Genomic DNA, 15,482 nt, shown 5'->3' on the forward strand with positions numbered 1-15,482 from the left:
ATGAGGCTTATCATGTCCTCTTGACGAACAGCAGAAAAGGAAAGCTCATGAACCAACGACGCTCCTTCCTCAAAAGCTCCGCCATGCTGGCTTCCGTGATCGGTGCGCCGGCAGTTCTGACCAAGGCCAGGGCCGCGACCATTCCCGGCACGGCGCCCCCGAACGAGCGCATCTTGCGCCTCTATAACACCCATACTGGCGAGAGCCTGCGCAGCATCTTCTGGGCCGAGGGCCAGTTCATTCCGGAAGCGCTGCAGGACATCAACAAGTTGCTGCGTGACCACCGCAATAACCAGGTCTCGGCCATCGATCCGCAGCTGCTGGTCCTGCTCGACCGCATCAGCGCCCAGTACGGCAGCCACCCGACCCTGCACGTGATTTCGGGCTACCGCTCGCCGGAAACGAATGCGAAGTTGCACGAGAACACGACCGGCGTCGCGAAACACAGCCTGCACATGGAAGGCAAGGCCATCGACGTGCGCGTGCCCGGCCAGGACCTGGCCAAGCTGCACAAGATCGCGATGGCGCAGAAGGCGGGCGGGGTCGGCTATTACCCGGACTCGCAATTCGTCCACATGGACGTCGGGCGCGTCCGTTACTGGTAAGCCTGGCGTCATGCGGCGCCTCGCCGGTTGTTTGCTCGCCTTTTCCGTTCTTGCCGGACCGGCGCATGCTGTCCGCGCCGCGCCGGCGCCGCAGGCAAGCCCGGACGTGCCGACGGACAAGCCGCAAACCGTCACCGTCACCTCGACCCGCGATCCGGTCGACAAGTCCTACCGCAAGATGATCCGGGGCATGGAACGCTTCGAGCGCGAGCATGCACTGGCGCCCCAGGCGACCCTGCGTTTCCACCTGCTGCCGCGCACGCCCGGCGTGGACATGCATGGCATCACCCTGCGCGTGCTCGGCGACCACATCGCCATCCCGGTACAGGTGGCCGAGGACAATACCTTCGTGCTGCCGCGCAACGAACAGGCGCTGCGCGAAGACGCCGCCGTCATCGCCAACCGCAAGACCACCAGCATGACCTGGCGCGCCCAGGTCATCACGCCCGGCTTGCCGCCCGGCACGCGGCGCCTGGGCGACCTGCGCCTGGAATGCCTGGTCGGCATGGAGGCGGGACTGGTGTCGAACAGCTCGCCGTTGTTCGGCTGGATCTCGGACGCCCTCACCACGCCGGAACAAGTCTGCAACAGCCCGAAGGGCAACTTCCTGTTTTTCACGGATCGCCCCGTGTTCTCGGTGATCCTGCGCGCCGGCGAACGTTCCGAGATCCTGCCCTTCCGCATGCTGTACGCCGGCGGCGAACAGAGCCGCGACATGCTGCCCTTCTGCGACTGCCAGGCCCTGCTGGACCGCACCTATTACGCGCCGATCTGGGACCGCAGCTGGCCGGACGACACCCTCGTCACCTTCGAGTACATGGATGATCCGCCCGCGGAGGCCCGGCCATGATGAAACACGCGCTCGCCGTCGTGGGGATGGCCCTGGCATTGGCCGGCTGCGCCACCGGCAACACCGAACCCGGCAAGATCGTCGCCGAAGACCGCTTCGCGCAGCTGGTCGTGCCGGGCAAGACCACGCGCGCCGAGCTGCTGGCCGCCTTCGGCCCGACCAGGACCGTCGGCTTCGACAGCGGCGTCGAGACCTGGCTGTACGAAGCCAATGCCGGAGGCGGCCGCCATACCGAGCTGGTGCTGCTGCTGGACCGCGCCGGCGTCGTCCGGAAAATGCGCCGCCGCCCGCCCTACCCCACCGATCCGGCGCCTTGAATCGCCCTGTCCATACAGCCGCGGACACCGAATCGGTGTAAAGTTGAGCATCATTATTTTCGGAAAGATGCGATGCGCGGGACGGTGAAGGCCATGCTGGGGCTGGCGGCAGGCGTAGTGGTACAGGTGGCGGGGGCGCAACAGGCGGATCAACAGCCGGTTCAGGCACTGAGTCCGGTGGAACAGCAGATCGTGGCCGAGATCCACGCGCATGCGCCGCAAGCCCTGGAACTGCTCCGGCAAAGCGTCCTCATCAACAGCGGCACGATGAACCAGGCGGGCGTGCGCGCCGTCGGCAAGCTGTTCCGCGACCAGTTCGACGAGCTCGGCTTCAAGACGCGCTGGATCGACATGCCGCCCGAGATGCAGCGCGCCGGCCACCTGCTGGCCGAGCGCCCCGGGGCCGAACGCCAGGCGTCCGCGCGCCAAGGCGGTGGCAAGCGCTTGCTGCTGCTCGGCCACCTCGACACCGTGTTCGAGCCGGGCAACACGACCCCGGCCTGGGAACCGCAGCCCGAGGCCGACGGCACGGTCAGCCGGATCAAGGGCCAGGGCGTGTCCGACATGAAGGGCGGCGACGTGGTGATCGTCGAGGCCTTGCGCGCGCTGCAGCGCGTGGGCGCGCTCGACGAGGCCCGCATCGCCGTGCTGCTCACCGGCGACGAAGAGGAAGCCGGCAACCCGAAGGACATCTCGCGCGGCGACCTGGTCCGCCTGGCCAAGCGCAGCGACGTCGCCCTCAGCTTCGAAGGCAGCATCACCAACCAGGACGGCATGGCGGCCGCCACCGTGGGCCGGCGCTCGACCGCCTTCTTCGAACTCGAGATCAAGGCGCGCCAGGCGCACTCGATGGGCGTGTTCGGACCGGGCGGCTACGGCGCGGTCTACGAGGCCGCGCGCATCCTCGACGCCTTCCGCCAGCAGGTCGTGGAACCGGGACTGACCTTCAATCCCGGCGTGATCCTGGGCGGCACCGAAGTATCCTTCGACGAGGCCCATTCGCGCGGCAGCGCCTTCGGCAAGACCAACGTGATCGCCAACACCGTCACCGTGAAGGGCGACTTGCGCTACCTGGACTACCCCCAGCGCGACCGCGCCCAGGCGCGCATGCGCGAGATCGTGGCCCGGAGCCTGCCCGGCGCCAGCGCCACGGTCAACTTCCGCGACTCGTATCCGCCGATGGCGGTCACGCCCGGCAACCTGAAGGTCCTCGAACAGTATTCGCTGGCCAGCCAGGATGCCGGCCTGGGCCCGATCGGCGCGGTGCCGCCTGAATCGCGCGGCGCCGGCGACATCCAGTTCGCCGCGCCCTACGTCGACAGCCTGGACGGCCTGGGCGCCGCCGGCGGCGCTGCGCACTCGCCGAACGAAAGCCTGGAGGCCGCCTCGATCGAACGCAGCGCGGTCCGCGCCGCGATCCTGATCTACCGCCTGACCCGCCAGGACTGACTCTTTTATTGATATGGCACGCCTACAACTCGACTTCCCCGAAGACCAGTACTACTACACGACCTTGCTGACGGTGCGCGTCACCGACATCAATGCCGCCAACCACCTCGGCAACGACTCGATGATCTCGATGATCTCCGAGGCGCGCGCCCGCTTCCTGTTCGAATTCGGCGTCCCCGAAACCGAGCGCGACGGCACCGGCATCATCGTCACCGACCTGGCCACCACCTACCGCGCCGAAGCCCATGCGCGCGACCAGCTGCTGTTCGAAGTCGGCGTCATGGATTTCAACAAGTACGGCGGCGACATCATCTTCCGCATCACCCGCCCGCGCGACAAGAAGCTGGTGGCGATGGCCAAGCAGGGCTTCGTCTTCTTCAATTACAAGACCAGCCAGGTGGTGGCCATGTCGGAGGAGTTCCGCAGCAAGTTCGATCGTGTGAACTGGATCGATTAAAAAAAGCCGGAAATAGCTGGAACCTTTCTGGTTCCCCGGCGGAATATGGGTAAATACCGAACCCCATGAATACCACTTCCGCCACCCCAGACACCGACCTGCTGCGCGCCATGCGCGGCGGCGCCCAGGACGCCTTCGCGGCCCTGTACCGGCGCCACCAGGGTCCGCTGTACCGCTTCGCGATGCTGCGCTGCGGATCGCTTGCGACCGCCGCCGATGTGGTGCAAGAGGTCTTCATGGGCCTGCTGACCGAACGCTTCCGCTTCGATCCGCTGCGCGGCACGCTGCAGTCCTTCCTGTTCGGCGTGGCGCGCAACCTGATCCTGAAGCTGGAAGAAGGCCGCCAGCGCCATGTCGCGCTGCCGGGCACGGCTGACCTCGGCGACGGCGGCGATGACGACCCCGAGCTCGACCTGCCGTTGGACGAGGACGGGCCGCTGGCGCGGCTGCTGGACAACGAAGCCGCCGAGCAGGTGCGGCGCGCCCTCGCCCACCTGGCGCCCCACTACCGCGACGTCGTCATCCTGTACGAAATGCACGAACTTTCCTACGCCGAGATCGCCGACATCTGCCAGGTCGACATCGGCACCGTGCGCTCGCGCCTGTCGCGCGGCCGCGCGGCCCTGGCGAAGCGCCTGGCCGGCTGGCGCGCTTCTCCCGACCTGGCCCAAGCATGAGAAGGACCGATCCCATGGAATCCCGAGACCCGATCGACCCGCTGTTCGACGCCCTGCGCGCCGACATGGCGAAGCTGGACGCCCCGCGCGGCGTCGAGAAAGAGCTGATGCAGGCGTTTGCGCGCCAGTTCCCGCAAAAGCGCTGGTACCAAAAGCTGGCGCCGGGGTCGGCACTCAAGCGCTGGGCCCTGGCCGGCGGCCTGTCCACGGTGGTCACGGCCGTGACGGTGTTCAGCCTGGTGCTGCACAACCCGCGCCTGGCCGTGGATCCGGACGCGCGCAGCCGGCCGCTGGTATCGCGCGACGGCGGCGGCCTGTTCATCGCCCTCGAATCGCCCGAGCGCATCGAGCAGGAACCGGCCCCGCGCATGGTCGAAACCGAAGTATCCCGCAGCAGCCTGGCGCCGCTGGGGATCCCGCTCACGCCGGAAAACGCCGGCGACACCGTCAAGGCCGAGATGCTGCTCGGCGCCGACGGCCAGCCGCTGGCCCTGCGCCTGACTTCCATTCATTAACCAGATAGAGGATGACCATGAAGACCCACCAACTCGTTCTTGCCGTACTGCTGGCCAGCCTGGCCATTCCCGCCCTGGCCGAGGAAAGCCCGGGCGACCAGGTGCCGGCGACGCGCATCGTGACGCGCGAAGGCCATGGGCCGCTCGGCATGCGGGGCGCGGGCGCGATCAAGAACGCTCCCTACAGCGCCCAGATGGTGACCGAACGCCAGCAGAACCTCTCCGACGGCAACCAGATCGCCGACCGCCACACCACCATGGCCTACCGCGACAGCGCCGGCCGCACCCGCCAGGAAGTCGCCGACGCCAGGGGCGAAGTAAAGGTCATCACCATCCACGACCCGGTCGCCGGCGCCACCTGGATCCTGAAGCCCCAGGACCGCACCGCCACCAAAATCGCCCGCCTGGACGGCGCCGCGCGCGAAGCGGCCCGCCGCGCGGCCGAAGCCGGGCGCAAGGCGGGCGAAGAGGCCCGCCCCCGCGTCGAGCAGATGCGCAAGGACGGCGCCCTGCCGACCGTCGAGCGCCGCAAGCTCGATGACGGCAGCGAGGAGATCATCGTCAAGCGCGTCGCGCGCGTGAACGACGAAGCGCGCCAGCATATCCGCGAGGACGTGCGCATCCAGGTGTCGAAGGCGATGGAGGAAAACGGCCCGGCGCTGCGCGACGTCCAGGTCCGCCTGGCGCCGCTCACCGCCGGCATGTTCGGCGACATGAAGTGGGCCTCGAAGGCGACCACCAAAGACCTCGGCACGCGCGACTTCAACGGCGTCAGGGCCGAGGGCAAGCTGCGCAGCTACGAGATCCCGGCCGGCGAGATCGGCAACCGCAACCCGATCGTGGTCTCGGACGAGACCTGGTATGCGCCGGACCTGCAGGTGACGGTGTACACCAGGCACAGCGACCCGCGCAGCGGCGACACGGTGTTCCGCCTGGATAACCTGAAGCGCGAGGAACCGGCCGCCAGCCTGTTCGCGGTGCCGTCCGACTACACGGTCAAGGATCCGCTGGCCAAGCTGGCGGCGAAAGGCGACCGGGCGCAGTAAGGAAGTTCAGCGGCGGTGTCCCGGCAGCGGCGCGATGTTCTTCTCGAACCACCTGTCGATCATCGCCTTTTCGAAGCGCTGCGGCTCTTCCTCGGGATAGCGGCTCACCTTGGCCATGTAGTCCATGTCGGAGAGCTGGGCTTCGCCGCTCTTGAGCACCTGGCCGTTCTGCTCCACCGTGAAACGCAGGCGCATGCGCGGCCAGTCGGCGCCGCCGCGCATCACGCGCACGTCGTGGCTGGCGCGCGCGTTCGGCTCCTCGCGCCCGGCCAGGTCGATGTCCAGCACCTCGATGCGCAGGTCCTGGCCCGGCGGCAAGGCCGTGCCGAGCCAGGTGAAGTGGTCGGTCAGGTCGTTCATCATGTTCGCGCGCGCGCTCGTGTCGCGCGGCACGTCGGCATACTTTTCGGGCGCCACATAAGTAACCGACACGGCGGCGCCGGCGCTGCCCACCGCCATGGCAAGCAGGCCCGCCAGCGCCAGGCCCTGGATGATCGATTTCATCGCGTCTCCTTTCGCCGGCGATCAGCGCCGGCCGCGGCGCGGCAGCGGACCGATGGTCTTCTCGAACCAGTCGTCGATCATCTGCTTTTCGTAGCGCAGCGGTTCGCTGTCGAAGTAGCGGGTGGTGTGGTTCAGGTAATTCATGTCCGACAGCTGCGCCTCGCCGCTCTTGACCACCTGGCCGTCCTGCTCCAGTGAATAACGCAGCTCGATGCGCGGCCAGTCGGCCTGCCCGCGCAGGATGCGCAGGTCGCGGCCCAGGCGCGCGCTCGGGATCAGGCGGCCGGCCAGGTCGATGTCCAGCACCTCGATGCGCAGGTCCTGGCCCGGCGGCAGGCTGCTGCCCAGCCAGGTGAAGTGCTCGGTGATCTGGCGCAGCGTGTCTTCACGGTCCCAGGTCACGAAGGGCAGGTCGCTGAATTTTTCGGGCTGCACGTAAGTCACCGTGACCGCGGCGCTGGCGCTGCCCGCCACCAGCGCAAACAGGCCCGCCAGGGCCAATTTATGCACGAGGGATTTCATGGTCTTGTCCTTTCGTCGAAATCGTCTTCCTGGCACCAATATACCCTCCATATGGTGGCCGCGTCCGTCTCCATCCATCCCCAGTTTGTAGCGAAATGTTAGTCGCCGCACACCGGCTCCGGGCTCTTCCGCCGCACAATCGGACCGAAGGGAGAACGCCGTGCCGGAAGGACCATCGCTATACATTCTGAAGGAGCAGACCGCCCGCTTCGTCGGCCAGACCATCGTGCGCGCCGAGGGCAATACCTGGGCCATCGACACCGCGCGCCTGCTGGACCAGCCGGTGCTGGCGCTGCGCACCTGGGGCAAGCAATTCTTCATCCAGATGCCGACCATGGTGGTGCGCATCCACATGCTCCTGTTCGGCACCTACCGCATCAACGAAGAGCGGGACAAGCCGCCGCGCCTGTCGCTGCACTTTGCGGACGGCAGCTTCCTGAATTTTTACGCCTGCTCGGTGAAGGAGGTCGACTGCGACCTCGATGCGCTCTACGACTGGGAAGCGGACGTGATGTCCGAGGCCTGGAACCCGAAGAAGGCGCGCAAGAAGCTGCGCGCCGCCCCCGACATGCTGGCCTGCGACGCCCTGCTCGACCAGGAGATCTTTTCCGGTGTCGGCAACATCATCAAGAACGAGGTCCTGTTTCGGATCCGCCTGCACCCGCTGTCCACGGTCGGCGCCCTGCCGCCCGCCAAGCTGCGCGCCCTGGTCGAGCAGGCGCGCCAGTACAGCTTCGATTTCCTCGCCTGGAAAAAGGAATTCACCCTCAAGCAGCACTGGCTGGCGCACAACCAGAAGATTTGCCCGCGCTGCCACATTCCCTTCCATAAAGCCAATCTTGGACGCTCGAACCGGCGCAGTTTCTGGTGCGAACGCTGCCAGAAACTGTATGAGTAAGTTTCTATAGCGTAAATACTGCCGCAATGTCACGTTGCAACATTGTGACTTGATTCCCTGCGGTTTCAATATTTCCGGTTGTTAATGGCTACTGCTCATACTACAATCATTTTGAAGCGCTGCTGCTCTGGCGCAAGCTTTTGCTCTTTCCGACAACATCGACACAACCCGATACGGACATCGTCTTATGTCATTCCTGTCTTCAGCTGCGCCCAAGCTCGCTCCCTGGAAAGTGCTGCTCGTCGATGACGAGCCGGACATCCACGACATCACGAAACTGACCCTGTCGCGCTTCCGCCTGGACGGCCGCAGCCTCAGCTTCCTGCATGCCTACAGCGGCGAAGAGGCCAAGCAGGTGCTCGCGCGCGAAAAGGACATCGCGCTGGTGTTCCTGGACGTGGTGATGGAGCGCGAAGACAGCGGCCTGGAAGTGGCGCGCTGGATGCGCCAGGAACTGGACAACCAGTTCACCCGTATCGTGCTGCGCACCGGCCAGCCGGGGCAGGCGCCGGAAGAGCGCGTGATCGTCGACTACGACATCAACGATTACAAGGAAAAGACCGAGCTCGACCGCACGAAGCTGTTCACCACCACCTTCGCCGCCCTGCGCGCCTACCGCGACATCATGAAGGTCGAGGATGCGCGCCGCGTGCAACTGACCTACCGCGAAGGCCTGGAGCGCGTGATCGCCGCTTCCGCCCACATCTTCCAGCAGCGCAACCTGAAAGACTTCGCCAGCGGCCTGCTGCAACAGGTCGTCGCGCTGCTGCGCCTCGAGCAGAGCATGCTGCTGCGCGTGACCGGCGCCAGCGTCATCACCGGCGAGAGCCGCTACGAGATCCTGGCCCGCATCGGCGAGATGGGCGAATCCGACATCGGCCCCGAACTGGTGGCCCAGCTCGACGAGGCGCGCCACAACCGCATCTCCAAGCTGCATGGCGACACCTACGTCGGCTACTTCCCGAACAACAGCGGCAAGGCCTCGCTGCTGGTGCTGAAAGGCGTCGAAGAGATTTCCGAGATCGACGTCCAGCTGCTCGACGTGTTCTGCTCGGGCGTGGCGATCGCCTTCGACAACATCCTGCTGAACCAGGAGATCACCGATACCCAGGCCGAGCTGATCCTGCGTCTCGGCGACGTGGTCGAATCGCGCTCGAACGAGGCCGGCAACCACGTGCGCCGCATGGCCCAGGTGTGCCACCTGCTGGCCGAGGAATCCGGCATGTCGGAAGACGAGACCGCGGTGCTGATGCACGCCGCGCCGATGCACGACATCGGCAAGATCGCGACCCCGGACGCGGTGCTGCTCAAGCCGGGCCGCCTCACGCCCGAGGAATGGGAAGTCATGAAGCAGCACCCGACCGTCGGCCTGCAGATCCTGGACGGCTCGCAGCGCCCGATCCTGAAGGCGGCGGCCGTGATCGCCCACCAGCACCACGAGAAGTGGGACGGCAGCGGCTATCCGCAAGGCCTGAAGGGCGACCAGATCCACCCGTATGCGCGCATCGTGGCGGTGGCCGACGTGTTCGACGCCCTCACCCACGAGCGCTGCTACAAGGAAGCCTGGCCGATCGCGCAGGTGCGCGACTACCTGCGCGAAGTGGCCGGCCACCACCTCGATCCGCATTATGTCGACATCCTCGTCAAGAACCTCGACAAGGCGGACGAGATCAACCGCCGCTGGCCGGACTGAGCGTCGGTTACCGGGCATCGGCGACCGGACGGCGGGCTGAGCGACGACAAGGGTATCATTGTCGGGTAGACTACGCCCGCCGGTGCAATATTGCCCGGAATACAGCTTTCTCCGATGCGCATCCGAACCCGACTGCTGGTCCTCATCCTGGCGATCCTGGTGCCGACTTTTACCGCAGCGACGCTGGCGGTCGGCTACGTCTACCTTGAAGAAAGGCGGGCCCAGGAAAACAGCGTGAAGGAAATGGTTCGCGCCTTCGCCCTGCTGGTCGATAACGAACTGGAGATCCGGGAAGGCGTCCTGCGCGCCCTCGCCAGCTCGCCCTCGCTGGCGCGCGGCGACTTCGACGAGTTCTACCGCCACGCCAAGGTGCTGGCGCCCTCCCCGGAAGCCGTCATCGTCCTGTTCGATGCCGACGGCCGCCAGTTGCTGAATACCCGGGTGGCGCCCGGCACCCCGCTGCCGGCCCGGCGCGCCTCCAACATGGCCGAGCTGATGAACAAGCACGGCAAGGACCGCACCCTGGTGTCCGACCTGTTCACGGCGCCGGTCGGTGGCCGCCTCGACTTCGTGGTCCAGGTGCCGGTGCGGATCGACGGCGCGCTCCGCTACTTCGTCAGCATGGGCGTGAACGCCAGCTCGCTGCAGGAACTCATGACGCAGCAGCGCTTCCCCGCCGAGTGGGTGGTTTCGATCATCGACCGCAACGGCCGGATCGTGGCCCGCTCGCGCGACCCCGACCAGTTCCGCGGCCGCTCGGTGAGCCCGCTCGCGCTGCGGAATCTGAGCGCCAACCGCGAAGGCGTGTTCGAGGGCCGCAACCTGTCCGGCACGCAGGCCCAGGGTTTCTTCAGCACGGTGCCGGGTTCGCAGTGGCGGGTGCTGGTCAGCATTCCCAAGGCCGAGCTGCAGCGCGTGCCGCTGCATGCGGCCGCCTTCCTGGCCGGGATCATGACCGCGCTGCTGGTGCTGGCGGTCGTGCTGGCGCGCCGCTTCGGCAAGCGCGCCATCGGCCCGATCGAATACCTGGGCCGCAGCGCCGAAGACCTCGGCCAGGGCCGCGACATCGCCTACGAGCCGCAGCAGATCGTCGAGATCGACGCGGTGGCGCGCCGCATGGCCGATGCCAGCCGCCAGATCCGCCGCTCCCAGGCCGAACTGGAACAGCGCGTCGCCGAGGCGGTCGCCGCCAACGAGCAGGCGCAGGCGGCCATGATGCGCGGCCAGAAACTGGAAGCCCTGGGCCGCCTGACGGGCGGCATCGCCCACGAATTCAACAACCTGCTGCAGACCCTGACCACGGCCCTGCAGATGGCGTCGCTGACCGCGACCCAGCCCAAGGTGCAGAGCCTGATCGACACCTGCAAGCGCACCGTCAGCCGCGCCACCTCCCTCACCGGCCAGCTCGGCTCCTTCGGCCGCGTGCAGGAAGCCAGGCTGATGACGGTCGATCCGTACGACCAGCTGCGCAATTCCGTACAGCTGATCCGCAACGTGCTGCGCCAGGGCATCGCGCTCGAACTGGCCTGCGAAGACGCGCTCTGGCCGGTGACCGTCGACCCGCTGCAGTTCGACCTCGCCCTGCTCAACCTGGCGATCAACGCGCGCGACGCCATGCCCGGCGGCGGCACCCTGTCCATCGGCGCGCGCAACTGCGTGCTGGAGCCCAGCCTTGAGCGCGGCGGCGGAGAGTACGTGCTGGTAACCGTCACCGACACCGGCACCGGCATGCCGCCCGAAGTGCTGGCGCGCGCCCTCGATCCCTTCTTCACCACCAAGGAGCCGGGCAAAGGCACCGGACTCGGCCTGGCCCAGGCCTATGCCTTCGCCACCCAGTCGCAGGGTTCGCTGACGCTGTCCAGCACGCCCGGCCAGGGAACCCGCGTGGAACTCTACCTGCCGCGCTCCACCCTGCCGCTGTCGCCCCAGCCTGCCCGCGGCGGCCACGCCACGGACCTGCAGGCCAGCGGCCGGATCCTGTTCGTCGAAGACGACGCGCTGGTGCGCGAAGCCGTCTCGCGCGCGCTGGAAGACGCCGGTTTCGAAGTGCTGGTGGCGGCCGACGGCGAACGCGCGCTGGCGATGATCGAAGCCGGGCTGGAAGTCGACGTCGCCTTCTCCGATATCGTCATGCCGGGCAAGATCAGCGGCATCGACCTGGCCGGCATCCTGCGCGAACGCCGGCCGGGCCTGCCGGTCGTGCTGGCAACCGGCTACACCGACCAGCGCGCCACGGTGCCCGGGGTGCAGGTGCTGGCCAAGCCCTATGAGATCGGACAGCTGGTCGAGCTGCTGTCGGACCTCGCGAACCCGGCTTGAGCGGCGGCGCAACCGGCCGGCTTTCTCCCAACACTGCAAGCGAGGTCCATATGGCTGTCCTTGTTCTGGAATCGGTATTGACCTGCCCCCACTGCGGTCACGCCCAGCAGGAGTCGATGCCGACCGACTACTGCCAGTTCTTTTATGAGTGCCGCCGATGCAAGGCGGTGCTGAAACCGAAGGCCGGCGACTGCTGTGTGTACTGCTCGTACGGGACGGTCAAGTGTCCGCCCATGCAAGAGCACCGCACCTGCTGCGCTGCGAAGCAGCCGTAATCTTTACTTCACCTGATCCAGCACTTCCAGCACCGCGTCGACCACGGCCTCCGGCTTATCGGCGTGGATCACATGGCCGGCGCCCGGCACGACACGCTGCCTGCCGCGCGTCGACAAGGCGGCAGTCTCTTTCTGGATAGCGGCGTTCTCGTCTTCCATCGCCTTGTTCAGGGCGCTCTGCGGCTTTCCCGGGACGGCGTAAGGGCTCACGCCGCGCGTCAGCACCACCACCGCCAGGTCGCCGAACGGCCGCCGCAGTTTGCGTAGCTGCTCGTCGCTGGCCTTGATGGCATTCCATTCGTCGATGCTGGCGCGCCAGTAGGCAGGCTTGACCGCCGCCGACTTCACGGCCGCGCCCAGGGCGGGACCATAGGTTTCCGCCGGGTTGCCGACGCAATGCATCAGCGCTTCGCTACCGGGCTTCATGCCTTTCCGGGCGGCGGCCATGCAATAGTTGTTCTGCTCCGCGACCATCGCGTAGACCTTCTGGCGATTGCCCTGGCTGGCCTTGTCCAGGCGGCTGGTTTCATCCTCGTGCTGCGGCTCGACGAGCACCAGGCCCTTGACCTCTGCCGGATAGCGATAGGCGTAGACCTGCACGTTGGCGCCGCCCAGCGAATTGCCGACCATGACATAGGGCGGCCTGATGCCCGCCTTGGCCAACAGCTTGTGCAAATCCTCCACCACGTTTTCCGACGTGTTCGGGCGCTTTGCCGGATCGCTGAATCCAAGACCGGCGCGATCGAACACGCAGGCGCGCGTGTGCGTGGCGACGGCAGGCTGCACCCTGAACCAGTTCCAGCCCGCCTCGCCGGACGGCGCGTCGAACACCACGGTGGTGGCGCCCTGGCCGCTGCAATACAGGTTCATCCTGCGGCCGCCGATATCGACGAGCTGGTGTGGCCTGGCGAATGCGTCGCCAGCTGCCGGCTGCGCCACCGGTGCAGCCAGCAAGGAAGGTGAAGAAACGCTGGCCAATGCCACCGCGATCAGTCCAGCCAAGCCTTTATTCATCAGGCAGATCCTTTATCGAGCAGACATATAAGTAAAAGAAAAATTGCGTTTTGCATAATAAACCATCATTTTGAGATCGCCTACGCGATGGCCTGCTCCCAAATGGAGAAAACATGATCGATGACCAGCAAGGACTGCCATGACATCGGCGCGACTTTACGGGAGGCAGTCAGTGCCTATGCAATAGCGCACGCCATTTGATGCAATTTGCTTACCCTTTATGGCTCGACAGCTATTCTCGTCAATACGGAAACGACGCTCCCTGTCGCCAAAAACAACGCAAAAAGATACGCCTGATCCAGTATTTTTGAGAGGAGAAACCGAACAAAACGCGTGCAGTTTGATCAAGAACAATACAAAATTTTTAACAATAAATTAGCAATTTTATTGTTTCCGCGTCTATATTATTGACAACCGGATCTAGGACCGGGGAAAGAAAAGATGTACCGATCGAAGACCACTTTCTGAGAGAGACCACATGCATATCCCAGGACTCACGCTGCGCAGCGTCGTCGCCATTGCGGCGCTGGCGCTCACCGGTTCGGCCTTTGCGGCCGGGCAGGACGGTCAGGCCAGCCAGACCGTTTCCAAGGACCCGGTCACCGGCAAGGTGCGCAATGCCACCGCCGCCGAAGCCAAGCAATTGAACGATTTGCGCGCTGCCGATCTCGCAGCCCGGAAAGCCGAGCGCAAGGCCGCCGGCCTTCCGGCGGCGGGCGTGGTGCGCCTGCAGCAAAACGGCATCGCTGCCGCTTACGTCGATGAAGAGCTGGTGTCGTACTCGGTGGTGCGCCGCAATGCGGACGGCAAACTCGAGGCCGATTGCATCCAGGGCAAAACCGCCGCAGAAGCCGCCCTGAACCACCCCGTGTCCACGCATTCCGAGGAGCACCAGCATGACGTCCAATAAGCGCCCGAACCTGACCCTGCTGGCCGTTTCCCTGGCCCTCGCGCTTGGCGCCGCCGGCTCCGCCCAGGCCGCTGCGACAATCGTGATCAACAACCTGAACGCGCCTGGCGTCGGCTTCAACGACCCGACTCCGGCCGCTCCGGTCGGCGGCAATACCGGCATCACGCTCGGCCAGCAGCGCCTGATCGCCTTCACGCATGCCGCCAACATCTGGGGCGCGACCCTGACCAGCTCGGTACCGATCGTCATCAACGCGCAGTTCACGCCGCTGGCCTGTACCGCCACCAGCGCCGTGCTCGGCAGCGCCGGCGCGACCCAGGTCTTCGCCGACTTCCCCGGCGCGCCGAAGGCTGGCACCCTGTACTCGTACGCACTGGCCAACAAGCTGTACGGCAGCGAGATTTCGGACGCCCCCGGCGCCCAGATCAATGCCCGCTTCAATTCCGAACTCGGCAAGGCAGGCTGCCTGACCGGCAGCGCCTTCTACTTCGGCCTGGACGGCAACGAAGGCAGCAATATCGACTTCGTCGCCACCCTGCTGCACGAGATGGGCCACGGCATCGGCTTCCAGACCTTCACCAACGGCTCGACCGGCGCCCAGTTTGCCGGCTACCCGTCGGTATGGGACCACTACCTGCTCGACAACACCACCAACAAGCTGTGGGTCAACATGACCAATGCCGAGCGCGCCGCCTCGTCGCTCAAGGACGCGGGCCTGTCCTGGACCGGTCCGCGCGTGACCGCGGCCGTGCCTTCGGTGCTCACCGCCACGCCGGAACTGCGCATCGTCGGCGTCGGCGCCAGCTCGGCCGCCGGCGACCTGTACAAGGTTGGCGAAGCCGACTTCGGTCCGAAGCTGGACAAATCGCCGGTCACCGGCCAGATCGCCCAGGTCGCCCTGCAGGCGGACAGCCCCGGCTCGGCCTGCACGCCCTTGAACGAAGCCAATGCCGCGGCGGTTCGCCGCAACATCGCCCTGGTCAGCCGTGGCACCTGCGCATTCACGATCAAGGTCAAGAACGCACAGAATGCTGGCGCGATCGGCGTGATCGTGGCCGACAATGCGCCGGGCGCCGTGACGGGCCTGGGCGGTTCGGATCCGACGATCACGATCCCGGCGGTGCGCGTGACGCAAGCCGACGGCGCCCTGATCGCCGCCAGCCTGACCAAGCCGAACGGCAATACGGCCGGTACCGTGGGCAAGCTCGAGCGCTCCAAGACCCTGATCTCGGGCACCGACTCGCAGCGCCGCATCACGATGTTCACGCCCAACCCGTATCAGTCGGGCTCCTCGGTGTCGCACTACAACACGACCGCCTCGCGCAACCAGCTGATGGAGCCGGCGATCAGTGCCGACCTGACCCACTCGGTCACGGCGCCGATCGACCTGACCTTCGAACTGCTGAAGGACATCGGCTGGTAATCGCCATC

17 protein-coding genes are annotated in these 15,482 nt (G+C 66.1%); 14 read left to right on the forward strand and 3 right to left on the reverse strand.

Annotated features, from left to right (window positions below; all coding sequences use genetic code 11):
* The first annotated feature begins 47 nt into the window (after positions 1–47).
* The 8 genes from mepK (at position 48) to AC3A6M_RS12175 (ending at position 5,916) form a co-directional block, all read left to right on the forward strand.
* On the forward strand, positions 48–605 hold the full coding sequence (gene mepK / locus AC3A6M_RS12140) for a peptidoglycan L,D-endopeptidase MepK (RefSeq protein WP_487852983.1): 558 nt from the start codon (positions 48–50) through the stop codon (positions 603–605).
* 31 nt (positions 606–636) lie between these two features.
* Positions 637–1,455 (forward strand): hypothetical protein, encoded by an 819-nt coding sequence (locus tag AC3A6M_RS12145; RefSeq protein ID WP_487852984.1) that lies wholly within the window; start codon positions 637–639, stop codon positions 1,453–1,455.
* A complete protein-coding gene (locus tag AC3A6M_RS12150) occupies positions 1,452–1,772 on the forward strand; it encodes a hypothetical protein (RefSeq protein ID WP_487852985.1) in 321 nt (106 codons plus the stop codon). Before AC3A6M_RS12145 ends, AC3A6M_RS12150 begins: the two co-directional genes overlap by 4 nt.
* 72 nt (positions 1,773–1,844) lie before the next feature.
* Positions 1,845–3,221: a M20/M25/M40 family metallo-hydrolase gene (locus AC3A6M_RS12155; RefSeq protein ID WP_487852986.1), complete on the forward strand. Its 1,377-nt coding sequence runs from the start codon at positions 1,845–1,847 to the stop codon at positions 3,219–3,221.
* Between the two features lie 13 nt (positions 3,222–3,234).
* Positions 3,235–3,678, forward strand: a complete 444-nt coding sequence (locus AC3A6M_RS12160) for a thioesterase family protein (RefSeq protein ID WP_487852987.1) — start codon at positions 3,235–3,237, stop codon at positions 3,676–3,678.
* Between the two features lie 65 nt (positions 3,679–3,743).
* Positions 3,744–4,355 carry an RNA polymerase sigma factor gene (locus AC3A6M_RS12165; protein WP_487852988.1) on the forward strand — a complete coding sequence of 204 codons (612 nt, stop codon included), beginning with the start codon at positions 3,744–3,746 and terminating at the stop codon, positions 4,353–4,355.
* 14 nt (positions 4,356–4,369) lie between these two features.
* Positions 4,370–4,870: a hypothetical protein gene (locus tag AC3A6M_RS12170; protein ID WP_487852989.1), complete on the forward strand. Its 501-nt coding sequence runs from the start codon at positions 4,370–4,372 to the stop codon at positions 4,868–4,870.
* Positions 4,871–4,887: 17 nt separating this feature from the next.
* Entirely contained in the window at positions 4,888–5,916 is a 1,029-nt protein-coding gene (locus AC3A6M_RS12175; protein WP_487852990.1) for a hypothetical protein, read from the forward strand.
* A 6-nt stretch (positions 5,917–5,922) separates the two neighbouring features.
* Here the strand turns inward: AC3A6M_RS12175 and AC3A6M_RS12180 are convergent, their stop codons facing one another.
* Positions 5,923–6,420, reverse strand: coding sequence for a DUF3016 domain-containing protein (locus AC3A6M_RS12180; protein WP_487852991.1), 498 nt, complete (start codon positions 6,418–6,420; stop codon positions 5,923–5,925).
* 21 nt (positions 6,421–6,441) lie between these two features.
* The gene (locus AC3A6M_RS12185) at positions 6,442–6,942 is read right to left on the reverse strand and encodes a DUF3016 domain-containing protein (RefSeq protein WP_487852992.1); all 501 of its coding nucleotides are present in this window, start codon (positions 6,940–6,942) and stop codon (positions 6,442–6,444) included.
* A gap of 160 nt (positions 6,943–7,102) precedes the next feature.
* On the opposite strand from AC3A6M_RS12185, the gene AC3A6M_RS12190 reads away from it, so the two are divergent.
* The 4 genes from AC3A6M_RS12190 (at position 7,103) to AC3A6M_RS12205 (ending at position 12,127) form a co-directional block, all read left to right on the forward strand.
* Positions 7,103–7,840, forward strand: a complete 738-nt coding sequence (locus tag AC3A6M_RS12190; RefSeq protein ID WP_487852993.1) for a DNA-formamidopyrimidine glycosylase family protein — start codon at positions 7,103–7,105, stop codon at positions 7,838–7,840.
* Between the two features lie 187 nt (positions 7,841–8,027).
* Entirely contained in the window at positions 8,028–9,533 is a 1,506-nt protein-coding gene (locus AC3A6M_RS12195; protein ID WP_487852994.1) for an HD domain-containing phosphohydrolase, read from the forward strand.
* 114 nt (positions 9,534–9,647) lie between these two features.
* The gene (locus AC3A6M_RS12200) at positions 9,648–11,852 is read left to right on the forward strand and encodes a hybrid sensor histidine kinase/response regulator (protein ID WP_487852995.1); all 2,205 of its coding nucleotides are present in this window, start codon (positions 9,648–9,650) and stop codon (positions 11,850–11,852) included.
* 50 nt (positions 11,853–11,902) lie between these two features.
* Positions 11,903–12,127, forward strand: a complete 225-nt coding sequence (locus tag AC3A6M_RS12205; RefSeq protein ID WP_487853169.1) for a GDCCVxC domain-containing (seleno)protein — start codon at positions 11,903–11,905, stop codon at positions 12,125–12,127.
* Positions 12,128–12,130: 3 nt separating this feature from the next.
* On the opposite strand, the gene AC3A6M_RS12210 is transcribed toward AC3A6M_RS12205, so the two are convergent.
* Positions 12,131–13,141: an alpha/beta fold hydrolase gene (locus AC3A6M_RS12210; protein WP_487852996.1), complete on the reverse strand. Its 1,011-nt coding sequence runs from the start codon at positions 13,139–13,141 to the stop codon at positions 12,131–12,133.
* 478 nt (positions 13,142–13,619) lie between these two features.
* Here AC3A6M_RS12210 and AC3A6M_RS12215 point away from each other — a divergent pair, with 478 nt between their 5' ends.
* Positions 13,620–14,051: a post-PEP-CTERM-1 domain-containing protein gene (locus AC3A6M_RS12215; RefSeq protein WP_487852997.1), complete on the forward strand. Its 432-nt coding sequence runs from the start codon at positions 13,620–13,622 to the stop codon at positions 14,049–14,051.
* On the forward strand, positions 14,038–15,474 hold the full coding sequence (locus AC3A6M_RS12220; protein ID WP_487852998.1) for a PA domain-containing protein: 1,437 nt from the start codon (positions 14,038–14,040) through the stop codon (positions 15,472–15,474). The genes AC3A6M_RS12215 and AC3A6M_RS12220 overlap by 14 nt, the downstream gene beginning before the upstream one ends.
* Positions 15,475–15,482 lie beyond the last annotated feature (8 nt).

Source organism: Telluria sp. Soil_C_11, from assembly GCF_057657395.1.

Excerpts from the sequence above, each read along its gene's own strand:
- mepK (WP_487852983.1), top strand. The coding sequence starts at position 48 with ATGAACCAACGACGCTCCTTCCTCAAAAGCTCCGCCATGCTGGCTTCC.
- AC3A6M_RS12150 (WP_487852985.1), top strand. The coding sequence starts at position 1,452 with ATGATGAAACACGCGCTCGCCGTCGTGGGGATGGCCCTGGCATTGGCC.
- AC3A6M_RS12155 (WP_487852986.1), top strand. The coding sequence starts at position 1,845 with ATGCGCGGGACGGTGAAGGCCATGCTGGGGCTGGCGGCAGGCGTAGTG.
- AC3A6M_RS12160 (WP_487852987.1), top strand. The coding sequence starts at position 3,235 with ATGGCACGCCTACAACTCGACTTCCCCGAAGACCAGTACTACTACACG.
- AC3A6M_RS12165 (WP_487852988.1), top strand. The coding sequence starts at position 3,744 with ATGAATACCACTTCCGCCACCCCAGACACCGACCTGCTGCGCGCCATG.
- AC3A6M_RS12170 (WP_487852989.1), top strand. The coding sequence starts at position 4,370 with ATGGAATCCCGAGACCCGATCGACCCGCTGTTCGACGCCCTGCGCGCC.
- AC3A6M_RS12175 (WP_487852990.1), top strand. The coding sequence starts at position 4,888 with ATGAAGACCCACCAACTCGTTCTTGCCGTACTGCTGGCCAGCCTGGCC.
- AC3A6M_RS12180 (WP_487852991.1), bottom strand. The coding sequence starts at position 6,420 with ATGAAATCGATCATCCAGGGCCTGGCGCTGGCGGGCCTGCTTGCCATG.
- AC3A6M_RS12185 (WP_487852992.1), bottom strand. The coding sequence starts at position 6,942 with ATGAAATCCCTCGTGCATAAATTGGCCCTGGCGGGCCTGTTTGCGCTG.
- AC3A6M_RS12195 (WP_487852994.1), top strand. The coding sequence starts at position 8,028 with ATGTCATTCCTGTCTTCAGCTGCGCCCAAGCTCGCTCCCTGGAAAGTG.
- AC3A6M_RS12200 (WP_487852995.1), top strand. The coding sequence starts at position 9,648 with ATGCGCATCCGAACCCGACTGCTGGTCCTCATCCTGGCGATCCTGGTG.
- AC3A6M_RS12205 (WP_487853169.1), top strand. The coding sequence starts at position 11,903 with ATGGCTGTCCTTGTTCTGGAATCGGTATTGACCTGCCCCCACTGCGGT.
- AC3A6M_RS12210 (WP_487852996.1), bottom strand. The coding sequence starts at position 13,141 with ATGAATAAAGGCTTGGCTGGACTGATCGCGGTGGCATTGGCCAGCGTT.
- AC3A6M_RS12215 (WP_487852997.1), top strand. The coding sequence starts at position 13,620 with ATGCATATCCCAGGACTCACGCTGCGCAGCGTCGTCGCCATTGCGGCG.
- AC3A6M_RS12220 (WP_487852998.1), top strand. The coding sequence starts at position 14,038 with ATGACGTCCAATAAGCGCCCGAACCTGACCCTGCTGGCCGTTTCCCTG.